This window comes from Streptomyces sp. NPDC089799, assembly GCF_040684755.1.
Classification (GTDB): Bacteria; Actinomycetota; Actinomycetes; order Streptomycetales; family Streptomycetaceae; genus Streptomyces.
The window spans coordinates 85255-97507 of the sequence record NZ_JBFBGR010000018.1; the positions used below are offsets into that span (position 1 = coordinate 85255).

General features: G+C 72.9%; 12 protein-coding genes. 4 read left to right on the plus strand and 8 right to left on the minus strand.

What is annotated here, in order from left to right:
* Nucleotides 1-107: 107 nt before the first annotated feature.
* Nucleotides 108-1610 (minus strand): hypothetical protein, encoded by a 1503-nt coding sequence (locus AB0O36_RS20935; RefSeq protein WP_365112454.1) that lies wholly within the window; start codon nt 1608-1610, stop codon nt 108-110.
* A 266-nt stretch (nt 1611-1876) separates the two neighbouring features.
* Here AB0O36_RS20935 and AB0O36_RS20940 point away from each other — a divergent pair, with 266 nt between their 5' ends.
* A complete protein-coding gene (locus AB0O36_RS20940; RefSeq protein ID WP_365112457.1) occupies nt 1877-3733 on the plus strand; it encodes an endonuclease/exonuclease/phosphatase family protein in 1857 nt (618 codons plus the stop codon).
* A gap of 200 nt (nt 3734-3933) precedes the next feature.
* The gene (locus AB0O36_RS20945) at nt 3934-4248 is read left to right on the plus strand and encodes a hypothetical protein (protein ID WP_365112460.1); all 315 of its coding nucleotides are present in this window, start codon (nt 3934-3936) and stop codon (nt 4246-4248) included.
* A 110-nt stretch (nt 4249-4358) separates the two neighbouring features.
* On the opposite strand, the gene dapD is transcribed toward AB0O36_RS20945, so the two are convergent.
* Together dapD and AB0O36_RS20955 are read right to left on the minus strand one after the other, a co-directional pair.
* Nucleotides 4359-5342: a 2,3,4,5-tetrahydropyridine-2,6-dicarboxylate N-succinyltransferase gene (gene dapD / locus AB0O36_RS20950; RefSeq protein WP_365112462.1), complete on the minus strand. Its 984-nt coding sequence runs from the start codon at nt 5340-5342 to the stop codon at nt 4359-4361.
* Between the two features lie 9 nt (nt 5343-5351).
* Nucleotides 5352-6578 carry an MFS transporter gene (locus AB0O36_RS20955; RefSeq protein WP_365112652.1) on the minus strand — a complete coding sequence of 409 codons (1227 nt, stop codon included), beginning with the start codon at nt 6576-6578 and terminating at the stop codon, nt 5352-5354.
* Between the two features lie 124 nt (nt 6579-6702).
* Here AB0O36_RS20955 and AB0O36_RS20960 point away from each other — a divergent pair, with 124 nt between their 5' ends.
* A complete protein-coding gene (locus AB0O36_RS20960) occupies nt 6703-7581 on the plus strand; it encodes a winged helix-turn-helix transcriptional regulator (protein ID WP_365112465.1) in 879 nt (292 codons plus the stop codon).
* 58 nt (nt 7582-7639) lie between these two features.
* Here the strand turns inward: AB0O36_RS20960 and AB0O36_RS20965 are convergent, their stop codons facing one another.
* Nucleotides 7640-8191 carry a TetR family transcriptional regulator gene (locus tag AB0O36_RS20965; RefSeq protein ID WP_365112468.1) on the minus strand — a complete coding sequence of 184 codons (552 nt, stop codon included), beginning with the start codon at nt 8189-8191 and terminating at the stop codon, nt 7640-7642.
* Nucleotides 8191-8511 (minus strand): multidrug efflux SMR transporter, encoded by a 321-nt coding sequence (locus tag AB0O36_RS20970; protein ID WP_365112471.1) that lies wholly within the window; start codon nt 8509-8511, stop codon nt 8191-8193. Before AB0O36_RS20970 ends, AB0O36_RS20965 begins: the two co-directional genes overlap by 1 nt.
* Nucleotides 8512-8609: 98 nt before the next feature.
* Between AB0O36_RS20970 and AB0O36_RS20975 the strand changes: the two genes are divergently transcribed.
* A complete protein-coding gene (locus tag AB0O36_RS20975) occupies nt 8610-9806 on the plus strand; it encodes a hypothetical protein (protein WP_365112474.1) in 1197 nt (398 codons plus the stop codon).
* Here the strand turns inward: AB0O36_RS20975 and AB0O36_RS20980 are convergent.
* From AB0O36_RS20980 to sufU, 3 genes are all read right to left on the minus strand, one after another.
* The gene (locus tag AB0O36_RS20980) at nt 9793-11181 is read right to left on the minus strand and encodes a hypothetical protein (RefSeq protein ID WP_365112476.1); all 1389 of its coding nucleotides are present in this window, start codon (nt 11179-11181) and stop codon (nt 9793-9795) included. The two genes, AB0O36_RS20975 and AB0O36_RS20980, sit on opposite strands and share 14 nt — an antisense overlap.
* A gap of 216 nt (nt 11182-11397) precedes the next feature.
* Nucleotides 11398-11742, minus strand: a complete 345-nt coding sequence (locus tag AB0O36_RS20985) for a metal-sulfur cluster assembly factor (protein WP_365112479.1) — start codon at nt 11740-11742, stop codon at nt 11398-11400.
* A gap of 20 nt (nt 11743-11762) precedes the next feature.
* Complete coding sequence (gene sufU / locus AB0O36_RS20990; RefSeq protein ID WP_365112481.1) at nt 11763-12212, minus strand: Fe-S cluster assembly sulfur transfer protein SufU; 450 nt, start codon at nt 12210-12212, stop codon at nt 11763-11765.
* Between the last annotated feature and the right edge of the window lie 41 nt (nt 12213-12253).

The following is a 12253-nucleotide window of genomic DNA, read 5'->3' on the forward strand; positions in this document are numbered from 1 at the left end:
TCGGTCCCACTCGGTCCCGCTGGGCCCCGCTGGGCCCCGCCGGGCCCCGCTGGGCCCCACCCCACAGCAGTGCGGACGGTGCCGCCGCGACACCGCCGCCGGCTGGGTCAGTGCTGCCTGGAGCGGGCCTTGAAGGCCGCCTTGCGGGCCTCCTTGGCCACCGCGCGGTCCGGATGCAGCCGGCCCATCGCCTCCAGCACCTCGGCCGCCGCAGGGTGTTCCACCCGCCAGACCTCGTCGAAGAAGCCCGTGTGGCGGTCGGTCAGGTTCGCCATCAGGCCGGACAGCTCCTCGGTTTCGCCGCCCGCGGCGAGCTGGGCCGCGAGGGTGTCCACGGTCAGCCAGAACACCACGGCCCCGTCCGGCGCGGGTACGTCGGCCGCGCCGTGCTCGGCGAGCCAGACCCGGGCCAGACCGCCGAGCTCCGGATCGGCGAGCACCCCGCGCACCGCGGGCTCGGCCACCGCCCCGGCCAGCGCCAGCGCCTGCTGGCAGCGCAGCCGGCGCAGCGGGCCGCCCTCGTCCCCGCCGCGGGCCGCGGCCAGCAGCCGGGTGACGGCCTCCGGCAGCTCCCCGCCTTCCCGGCGGGCGAGCCACAGCTCGATCTCGGCCAGGGCGGCCTCCTCGGAGAAACCGGACACCGCGTCGAGCAGCGCCTCGGCGCCCTTGTCCGCGAGGTCCCCGATCGCCGGCGCCTCGACTCCGGCGTCCATCATCCGGCTCCGGATGCCGTACAGGCCGAGCGGGGTGAGCCGGACCAGCCCGTACCGGGAGACGTCCTCCTCGGCGCCCTCCCCCTCGCCGAAGGCGCCGGAGCCCGGCTCGCCGAACTCCTCGTCGTCCGCCTCCGCCAGCAGGGCCTCGTCCACCGGCCGGAACTCCACCAGCCCGATCGGCTCCAGCTGCCGGAACTGGTCGTCCAGCCGCATCATCGCGTCGGAGACGCGCTCCAGCACCTCCTCGGTCGGATCGCCCATCTCCTCGGGCACCACCATGGACGCGGCGAGCACGGGCAGCGGCACCGGCGCCTCGCCCGAGCCGCCCTCGGCGACGGTGAGCAGGTAGAGGTTGGCGAGGACGCCCTCCAGGAAGTCCGCCTCGCGCTGCGGGTCCCAGTCCAGCTGGTCGAAGTCGATGCCGCCGCCCGCGTCCAGCGCGTCGACCAGGTCGTCGAGGTCCGGTACGGCCGCGTCGGCGATGACCGAGTCCAGCGCCGCCAGCCACAGGTCCAGCACGTCCGCCGGGGCTCCGCCGGTCACCAGGGCGAGGTCCTCGCCGGGTTCGGCGCTGGCGAACCCGCCCTCGTCGGCGTCCCGCTCCACGTCCTCCGGTTCGGTCACCTCGACGAGTCCGGCGTCGACGGCGACCCGCCACGCCTGGCTCGCGTGCGCCGGCCCGTCCGGGTCCGAGCCGAGGCCGAGCGCCTCGGCCGCCTGGGGGAGCTGCTCGTCGAGGAGTTCGCCGCCGGCGCCGACCCGGATCGCGGGTCCGGCCCAGCGGGCCAGCCGGACGGCGTGGGACAGCAGGGACGTCGAGAGGGCCGTACGGGCCAGTTCCGCTTCGGGGTGCAGCCGTACCGGCGGCAGCGTTTGGCGCGGCTGTGCGGACATGGGGGGTCTCCTCGCGGAACAGAACCAGCAGGTGGGGGGTCAGTGCGGTCCAGAGTAGACGCATTCCGGACCCGTCCGGCCGAACAGCGCCGTCGGTTCATCCGACAGTCAGACGGCGTATCCCCTGGAGGCCTTGACAAGTTCCGTGCCCACGCAGGACATTGACGCGCGTAGATCTCAGCCTGATTTCCTGACGATCGCACCGCCACTCAGAGCTTTCTCCGCTATATCCGTTTTCCCCATCCAGTACCCGGAGTTCCCTGACCATGCGCTCCTCCCTCCCCCGCTCCGCCGCGGTCGCGGCCGTCGTGGCCACCGCCCTCGCCACCGGCCTCCTCGCGGGCACCGCCGACGCCGCGGACACCGCGGCGTCGGCCGACGCCGCGTCCGCCGGATCCGTCCGCATCCACGACATCCAGGGCGCCACGCGCACTTCGCCCCTGGTCGGCAAGCAGGTTGCCGACGTCGAGGGCATCGTGACCGGCGTCCGGACCTACGGCTCGCGCGGCTTCTGGATGCAGGACCCGGACGCCGACGACAACGACGCGACCAGCGAAGGCATCTTCGTCTTCACCAGCAGCGCCCCCACCGTCGCCGTCGGCGACGCGGTCAAGGTCTCGGGCCTCGTCGGCGAGTACGTCCCCGGCGGCCTGAACTCGGGCAACCAGTCGATGACGCAGATCTCCAAGCCCACCGTGACGGTCCTCTCCTCGGGCAACCAGCTGCCCGAGGCCGTCCGCATCACGGAGTACTCGGTGCCGGGCGAGTACGCCCCGGCAGGGGACCCGGCCGCCGGCGGCAGCATCAACGGCCTGACCCTGGAGCCCGGCCGCTACGCCCTGGACTTCTACGAGTCCCTGGAGGGCATGAACGTCGGCATCGGCACCTCCCGCGTCGTCGGTGCCACCGACCCGTACGCCGAGCTGTGGGTCACCGTGAAGGGCTGGGAGAACCCGACCCGCCGCGGCGGCGCCCTCTACGGCTCCTACGACGCCCAGAACACCGGCCGCCTGATGGTCCAGCAGCTGGCCCCGCTGGCCCAGCAGCCCTTCCCGGTGGCCAACGTCGGCGACAAGCTGACGGGCACCACCGAGGGCCCGCTCGACTTCAACCAGTTCGGCGGCTACACGCTGACCGCCCGCACCCTGGGCACCGTGGTCTCCAAGGAACTGCAGCGCGAGAAGACCAAGCCGCAGGCCGAGGGCGAGCTCGCGGTCGCGACGTACAACGTCGAGAACCTGGACCCCAGCGACCCGCAGGAGAAGTTCGACGCGCTCGCCAAGGCGGTCGTCGAGAACCTCGCCTCGCCCGACATCGTGGCGCTGGAGGAGATCCAGGACAACACGGGCGCCAAGAACGACGGAATCGTTTCCGCCGACCAGACCCTGACCAAGTTCACCGAGGCCGTCAAGGCCGCGGGCGGCCCTGCGTACCAGTGGCGGTCCGTCGACCCGGAGAACAACAAGGACGGCGGCGAGCCCGGCGGCAACATCCGCCAGGTGTTCCTCTTCAACCCGGAGCGGGTCTCCTTCACCGACCGCGACGCCGGCAACGCGACCACCCCGACCGGCGTGCTGCAGGACGGCGGCAAGGCCGCCCTCAGCCACTCCCCCGGCCGCATCGACCCGGCGAACGCCGCCTGGGGCGACAGCCGCAAGCCGCTCGCGGGCGAGTTCGTCTTCCGCGGCCGCACGGTCTTCGTGATCGCCAACCACTTCTCCTCGAAGGGCGGCGACGAGGGCCTGACCTCGCACCACCAGCCGCCGGCCCGTCCCTCGGAGACCAAGCGGCTGCAGCAGGCGCAGGCCGTCAACGGCTTCGTGAAGGACATCCTGGCCACCCAGAAGAACGCGAACGTCGTGGTCCTCGGTGACATCAACGACTTCGACTTCTCGAACACCACCAAGGCGCTGACCGACGGCGGGGCCCTGTACCCGGCGATCCAGTCGCTGCCCAAGTCCGAGCGCTACTCGTACGTCTACCAGGGCAACTCGCAGGTGCTGGACCAGATCCTGACCAGCCCGGCGATCAAGAAGTTCACCTACGACAGCGTGCACGTCAACGCCGAGTTCGCCGACCAGAACAGCGACCACGACCCGCAGGTCCTGCGCTTCCGCCCGTAGTCACGGCGGGCGGAGGAGGGGCCCCGGCCGCCGTCCCGGCCGGGGCCCCTGCCGTACTCCGCCCGACCCCCGGGTGGCTCGTTCGGGACCTTCGCCCCTGGCGTGATACTGACCACACGGGCTCCCGCGGCGGGCGCCGTGTGGTGTTGAGTGGCTCCACGCACGATCTTGCGCCGCCCGCACTCCCCTGGAGGCCCCTCGTGTTCTCCTCCGTCCCCCTCGCCCGGGAGATCGGCCTGGCCGTGCTGTTCACGGCCGTCCTGGTCCGGCTCCTCTGCCTGGGACGCGTGCCGCGGGACGAGCGCCCCCACCACGCCGGGCCGTCCGCCGCCACGCCGGCCACCACCCCCGCCGAGGAACTCCCGGTCATCCCCGCGACCCCCGCGATCCCGGCGATCCCGGCGATCCCGGGCCAGCGGACCGCCGCCGCCCACCCGATGGAGTCCGTCGAGCTCACCGAGGCCGAGGAGCAGGCGTTCGCGGGCCTGGTCCGCCGCTTCTCCCCGATGGGCTGACGCCCCCGCACACGGAACGCACACGGGGAACGCCCTCCCGCGGCGCAGGCCGCGGGAGGGCGTTCCCCGTACCGGTGTTCCGACGGTTCGACCGGTTCCGACCCCGTGGGTCAGTTGTGGCTGTGCAGGACCTCGTTGAGGCCGCCCCAGTTCGCCTTGTACGGGCGGGCCTCGACGGCGCCGGTGACCGAGTTGCGGCGGAAGAGGATGTTGTCGGCGCCGGAGAGCTCCAGGGCCTTGACGACCTGGCCGTCCGGCAGGGTGACCCGGGTGCCGGCGGTGACGTAGAGGCCGGCCTCGACCACGCACTCGTTGCCCAGGGCGATGCCGATGCCCGCCTCGGCGCCGATCAGGGTGCGCTCGCCGATCGAGATGATCTGCTTGCCGCCGCCCGACAGGGTGCCCATGGTGGAGGCGCCGCCGCCGATGTCGGAGCCGTCGCCGACCACGACGCCCGCGGAGATCCGGCCCTCGACCATGGAGGTGCCCAGGGTGCCCGCGTTGAAGTTGACGAAGCCCTCGTGCATGACGGTGGTGCCCTCGGCGAGGTGCGCGCCGAGGCGGACGCGGTCGGCGTCGGCGATGCGCACGCCCTTGGGGGCGACGTAGTCGGTCATCCGCGGGAACTTGTCGATCGAGGTGACCTGCAGGTGCAGGCCCTCGGCGCGGGCGTTCAGGCGGACGGTCTCGACCTGGTCGACGGCGACCGGGCCCAGCGAGGTCCAGGCGACGTTGGCCAGCAGGCCGAATACGCCGTCCAGGTTCTGGCCGTGCGGCTTCACCAGGCGGTGGCTCAGCAGGTGCAGGCGCAGGTACGCGTCGTGGGCGTCCAGCGGCTTGTCCTCCAGGGAGGCGATCACCGTGCGGACGGCCACGACCTCGACACCGCGGACGGCGTCCGAGCGGATCGCCTTGGTGGCGGCCGCGCCCAGCAGCTCCACGGCCTGCTCGGCGGAGAGGCGCTCGGTGCCGGCCGGTGCGGCCGGCTCCTCGACCAGCTCGGGGGCCGGGAACCAGGTGTCGAGAACGGTGCCGTCGGCGGCGATGGTGGCAAGTCCGGCGGCGACGGCGCCGGTGGTACGCGTAGCAGTCATACGGGAAACCTAACCGGGGACGGCCTGCCGTTGCGAACCGGTCTCATGTGCCGGTCGTGTCGTCCGCCGCCCCGCCCGCGCCCCCGCGGCCAGGACGGCCGCTCCGGCTGCCGCCGCGAGCAGGGCGCACACCGGCCAGAGCAGGCCGGGGGCCGCCGCGTAGAGGGTGCCGCCCAGGGGCGCGGCGAGCACCACGCCGCTGACGGAGACCCCGGCGTACAGGCTCTGGAACCGGCCGGTGGCGTGCTCGGGGGCCTCGTCGGCGACGTAGGCGGTGGCGGTGGTCTTGTAGAGGATCTCCCCGAGGCTGAGCAGCACCATCATGACGACGGCGGTGGCGGTGCCGACGCCCGCGAGCAGGGCTCCGTATCCGGCGCCGACCAGCAGCAGTCCGGTGCCCACGACCCGCAGCGGCGGACGGTCCCGAAGGGCGACGGCGGCGGGCAGTTCCAGGAGCAGGATCACCAGCCCGTTGAGCGCGATGACCAGGCCGAAGGCCCGTACGTCCAGACCGTGCGCGGCGAGGACGACCGGGAAGGTGGAGTACTGCTGGCGGTAGACCACGTCCGTCACCAGGATCGCGCCCAGCAGCACCAGCAGGGCCGGCCGGGCCGCGAGTTCGGGGAGGATCCCGCGGCCCCGGCCCCCGTGCGGGGCCGCGGGGGTCTTCACGGCGCCGCGGGCCGGGACCACCCGGGCGGTCCACAGCGCCATGGCCAGGGTGCCCAGTCCGTCGGCCACGAACAGCCAGCCGTACGAGAGGCCGGTCGCCATCAGCGCGCCCAGCGGCGGCCCCAGGGCGAAGCCGCCGTTGCCGGCGCAGCGCACCACGGCGAAGGCCTGCCGGCGGGCCCCGGCCGGGACGATCACCGCGACCAGCGCGGAGTTCGCGGCGCGCAGCACTCCGAGGGCGTACTGGGCCAGGGGCAGGGCGGCGTAGAGGGTCGCGGTGGGCAGGACGGGGATCAGGGCCAGGACGGCTCCGCCGAGCACGGCGGCACAGAGCAGCACCCGGCGGTGGCCGAACCGGTCGCCGAACCAGCCGCCGGTGAAGTTCCCGGCGACCGTGCCGAGGCCGCCGATCCCGCTGACGAGTCCGGCCTCCGCCGTTCCCAGCCCGCGCGGGCCGGTGAGGTAGACGAAGACGAAGACGAAGGTGAACGCCGCGAAGGCGTTGACGAACGTGCCCACGGCGAGCAGCCAGACCGCTCTCGGTACGTCCTTGAACCCTTGCAGCACGGCGCCCCCCGTGATCGCGCGGCCGACCGGTCGTCGGACCGGCCCCCCTTGTCAGTTCCTTTTGGGAACTGACTATGCCAACATGACAGCCTCGGGTCAACGGACGACGGAGGGAACGGCCATGGCCCAGCGCACCCGGCTCGACGACGCCGACTGCTCGATCGCCCAGGCCCTCGACGTGGTGGGCGACTGGTGGACCCTGCTGATCGTGCGCGACGCGGCGCGCGGCATGCACCGCTTCGAGGACTTCCAGCGCGAGCTGGGGGTGTCCCGGAAGGTGCTCGCCGAGCGGCTGCGGCTGCTGGTCGAGGCGGAGGTCCTGGTGCGCGAGCCGTACCAGGACCGCCCGGTACGTCACGCGTACCGGCTGACCCCGCGCGGGCGCGCGCTGCTTCCGGTCCTGGTCGCCCTCCAGGACTGGGGGGACACCTGGATCCTGGGAGAGGGAGAGATGACGGCGACCACGGAGACGGCCTCGCGGGAGGCGGCCCGGATGCACGGACTGCGCGGGACGAGGCTGCCGGAGCTGCTGCTCCCGGACCGGTTCGGCGGGATGACCGATCCGGTGTCGGCGGAGACCGCATTCACCGTCCTGTACTGCTTCCCCGGCGCCTACGCGCGCGCCGAGGCGTACCCGCCCGGGTGGGCCTCGATCCCCGGGGCACGCGGCTGCACCTTCGAGTCCTGCACCTACCGCGACCAGCTCGCCGAGTTCACCGCGGCCGGCGCGGCGGTGCACGGGGTGTCCACGCAACGCCCTGACGAGCAGCGGGACTTCGCGGAGAAGGAAGGGCTGCGCTTCGCGCTGCTCTCGGACGCCGAACTGGCCCTGACCGCCGCACTGCGGCTGCCCACCTTCCGCGCGGCGGGGGTCAGCCGGCTGAAGCGGCTGACGCTGGTGGTGGGGCGGGACCGGGTGGTCCGCGAGGTGCTGTACCCGGTCCGGGACATCGAGGCCGGCGTGGCGGCCGCCCTGGCCGCGGTGCGCGCCGGGGACTGACGGGGCCCTGCCCACCGCCGACCGCCCACCGCCCGACGCGGCGCAGGCTGCGCCCGGCTCAGGCGCGCAGCACCCGGGCCAGGACCTCCCGCGCGTACTCCTCGTCGTACGGCAGGTCCGTGAGCAGCACCTGCAGGGTGATCCCGTCCAGTACCGCCACCAGCGCCCGCGCCGTGTCCGGGTCGGTACGGGCGGCCAGTGCGCCCGCCATGGCCTCGCACCACTCCGCCGCGACCGGCCGGAGGGCCGGCCGCCGCAGCGCGGCGAGGTAGAGCTCGTACTCCAGCTCCGCACGGCCGCGGTCCGCCGCGAGGAGCTCGCCGAGGAAACGGGCGAGCGCGGAGGGCAGGTCCGCCGCGGGATCGGCCAGCACGGGACTCGCCGCGACCTCCGCGGCGAAGCCCTCGTTGGCCCGGCGCAGGGCCGCCACCAGCAGGTCGTCCAGGGTCTTGAAGTGGTACGTGGTGGAGCCGAGCGGTACGTCCGCCTCGGCGGCCACGCTCCGGTGGCTCAGCCCGGCGATGCCCCTGGCCCCGACCACCCGGATCGCCGCGTCGATGATCCGGTCCCGCCGGTCCGGGTCGTAGCGGCGTACGGCGCCGGCGGCCATCAGTGCGACCCGCCCAGGTTGAGCAGGACCACGCCGGCGATCACCAGCACGATCCCGGCGAGCTTCGCGGCGGTGGCGGCCTCGCCGAGGAAGAGCACCCCGATCGCGGCGATCGCGGCGGTGCCGACGCCCGCCCAGATGGCGTAGGCGGTGCCCACCGGCATGGACTTCAGGGTCTGCGCGAGCAGGGTGAAGGCCAGCAGGTAGCCCACTGCCGTGCCCAGCGAGGGCCACAGCTTCGTGAAGCCGTGGCTGTACTTCATGGCGGTGGTGCCGGCGACCTCGGCCGCTATGGCCGCGGCAAGCATGACGTAAGGCATGCGTACGAGCGTACACAACGATGTGTACGGTCGTACGCAAAGCCGGAGGATAGGGTGTCCCCGCAGATCAGGGGACGGGAACGGGACCGGAGTACGACGTGTCACAGAACGAGGGGGGCCTCCCGGAACAGCCGGGACAGCCGCACGCACAACCGCAGGCACAGCCGCACGCACAGCCGCGGCACCCGCAGCACCCGCAGCCCCAGGCCCACTGGGGCAGCGCCTGGATACCGCCCCTGCCTCCGCAGCCCGGTGTGATCCCGCTCCGCCCCCTGGGCACGGGCGACGTCTTCAACGGGAGCTTCGCCACCCTGGGCCGCCACTGGAAGCAGCTCACCGGCTTCCTGCTGGCCGTGCAGTTCGCCGCACTGCTGGCCGTGGGCGCCCTCGCCGGCCTCGGCGTCGCCCTCACCCACAGCCACCTCGACGGCGTGTTCGGCCTCGACCACGGCCAGGATCCCGCTCCGGCCGACCTCAACCCGGTGCTGGCCACCTTCGTCCCGCTGGGCCTGGTGGCGGCGGTCGTCGGGGTCTGGTCCCTGGCGCTGACCAGCGCGGGCCTGACCGCGCTGCTCCAGGAGGCCGTGGTCGGCCGGCCCGTCACCGTCCGCCTGATGTTCGCGCGCGCCCGGCAGCACGCCTGGCCGGTGGCCGGCGTCTGGGCGCTGACCGGGCTGCTCGCCGCCCTGCCCGTGCTGCTGGTGCTGCTCGTCACGGTGCCGCTGTCGATCGGCTCGGACGGATCGGACCTGCCCGTCACCCTGTTCCCGGTGGCGTTCCTGCTCAGCCTGCCCTATGCGGCGTGGATCGGGATCCGCTTCAGCCTGGCTCCGGCCGCCGCCGTGTGCGAGGCGCTGGGCCCGGTCACGGCCATGCGGCGTTCGGTGAAGCTGGTGCGCGGCAACTGGTGGCGGATCTTCGGCACCACCCTGCTGATCGGGCTGGTGTCCCTGATCATCGCCTACTTCATCCAGTTCCTGACCGGGCTCCTGGGCCTCGTCCTGATGTTCCCGGCCCTCGGGCTGGCCGCCGGCACCGGGGCCGACGACCCGGCCTCGGGGCTGCTCGTCGTCATCGCCGGCTATGTGCTGATCTCGGCCGCCGGCAGCGCACTGGGGCAGGTCTTCTTCCCCACCCTGCCCCAGCTGGGCACCGCGCTCCTCTACGTCGACCAGCGCATCCGGCAGGAGGACCTGGTCTCGGGCCTGCTCGCGGCCGCCGCAGGGGTCACCGCGGGCCCGGCGTCCGGACCCGGCACGACGGCCGGGCCCGGCACCGACCTCAGGACAGGGTGAACCAGGCGGCCCGGGACTTCTTCCACTCCGGGTGCGTGAGGTCCTTGGCCTCGATGCCGTCGCCGTACAGGTCCGCCGAGCCGTTGTCCGTGATCAGCTGGACCCGGGCGCCCGCCACCGACAGGTCGGGCACCTCCACGATGGCCTCCCAGCCGCCCGGGTCGGTGGTCGGCAGGTCGGCGCGCTTGACCGGCGCGTGGCCGGCGACGCCGTCCCAGGAGTAGACGGCGTACGGGTCGGTGTTGTCGTCCGCGGCCCAGGAGCCGGCCAGGATCAGGTACTGGTCGGCGGCGTTCTTGCGGATGTCGCGGACCGACAGGCCGCCGAGGTCGAGTTCGACCGGGGCACCGAAGACGGCCTTGGCACCGCCGACGACCTTGTCCATGTTGGTGACGGGCACCAGGAGCGCCTTGCCGCCCGGGACGGCCGGCGCCAGCGGGGCGCGGAAGCCGAGGTAGGCGGTGGTGGTGGAACCGGGCGCGAACTCCAGCCCCTCCACGTTGAACCCGTCGATCTGCTTGGGCGCCTGGCCGGCCGCGGTCCCGGCCGCGAAGCCGTAGCGGTTGCCGTTGGCGGTGTCCCAGGCGACGAGGTCGTCCCGGAGCTTCTTGTACGCGCTGCCGAAGCCCAGCTGGGCGCTCGCGCCGGAGCCCGTCACCGTGGTGGTGAACACGGTGTTGCGGGGGGCCTTGTACTCGCCGTCCTTGTTGTTGCCGAGCGAGCCGGTCCAGTAGATCGTGTTGCCGACCCGGGTGGCGCCCTCGATGTCGACCTCCTTGGTGACCCCGAGCTGGGAGCTGAAGTCCCAGGTCCGCAGGGGCGCGCCGGAGACGGAACGGTTGTACAGGCGCAGCACGTTGGACTCGTCGTCGGCGACGACGGCGTAGCCGCCGCCCAGGTCCACGGCCGCCGAGGAGTCCGAGGCACCGGTCAGGTAGCGGGCGTCGGCCGGGTTCTGCACGGCGGCGGAGGCCGCGTAGGACAGGGACTTGGTGGCGGTCTTGCCGCCGAGCCCGGTGACCTTGATCGTGAGGTTGGTGTAGCCGCGGCCGCGCGCGCTGACGGCCAGCTGCCGGACCGCGCCGGTGCCGGTCACGGTGACGTCGGCGGTGCCCGCCACGGAGCTCTTGCTGCTCGCCGACGCGGCCACGGTCAGCGCCGACACGTCGGCCCCGCTCTGCCCGACGGTCACGTTCACGACCGGGTCGCCCACCGCGCCGACGGCACCCGTCAGGTACCCGGCCGACAGGGAGATCGTCGGCGTCCCGTACGTCACGGCCTGCGCGGGGAACACCCCGAAACCCGCCGTGGCCAGCACGGCCGCGCCCGCCGTCACCGCGCCCCGCCGGGCCATCTGCGAAACGAAAACCTGCACTGGGAGCCTCTCCTCGAACCGTCGGCATGGATGCCGAGGAGAAGGCTCCGCTCCGGATCCCAACACGTGGCACACGCCGTCCGTACGGCAGACGAACAGCGCACGCCGAAGGCCCCCGGCGGGAGTGCCGGGGGCCTTCGGAGAGGGCGGGAGGGCCCTCGGGCGTTTCTCGAACGTCTCTCGGACGTCACTCGGACGTCGAAGCCGAGCGACGTCTCAGACGTTGAAGCCGAGCGCGCGGAGCTGCTCGCGGCCGTCGTCCGTGATCTTGTCGGGACCCCACGGCGGCATCCAGACCCAGTTGATCCGGAGCTCGCTGACGATGCCCTCGGTCGCGGACTTGGCCTGGTCCTCGATGACGTCGGTCAGCGGGCAGGCCGCCGAGGTGAGCGTCATGTCCAGGGTCGCGATGTTCGCGTCGTCGATGTGGATGCCGTAGATCAGGCCCAGGTTGACGACGTCGATGCCCAGCTCGGGGTCGACCACGTCGTAGAGGGCCTCGCGGACCTCCTCCTCGGTGGCCGGCTTGATGGACGCCTGGGGCGCCGCGTTCTCGGTCATGCCGACTTCCTCGCTGCTCGTCACTTGCTCTCACCCATGGCCTGAGCGGTCGCGTCCTTCCACGCCATCCAGCTCAGCAGAGCGCACTTCACCCGCGCGGGGTACTTGGAGACACCGGCGAACGCGACCGCGTCCTCCAGCACCTCCTCCATCGCCTCGTCGGGCTCGATCTTGCCCTTGGACTGCATCAGCTCCAGGAACGCCTCCTGGATCTTCTGCGCCTCGGCGACCTGCTTGCCCACCATCAGCTCGTTCAGTACGGACGCGCTGGCCTGGCTGATCGAGCAGCCCTGGCCCTCGTACGAGACGTCCGTGAGCGTCTCGCCGTCGTACTTCACGCGCAGCGTGATCTCGTCGCCGCACGTCGGGTTGACGTGGTGCACCTCGGCGTCACCGTCGCGCAGGCCACGCCCGTGCGGGTGCTTGTAGTGGTCCAGGATCAGTTCCTGGTACATCGAATCCAGCTTCACAGCGCCTCGTCGTCCTGTCCTCGTCGCCTCGTCGTCCTCGG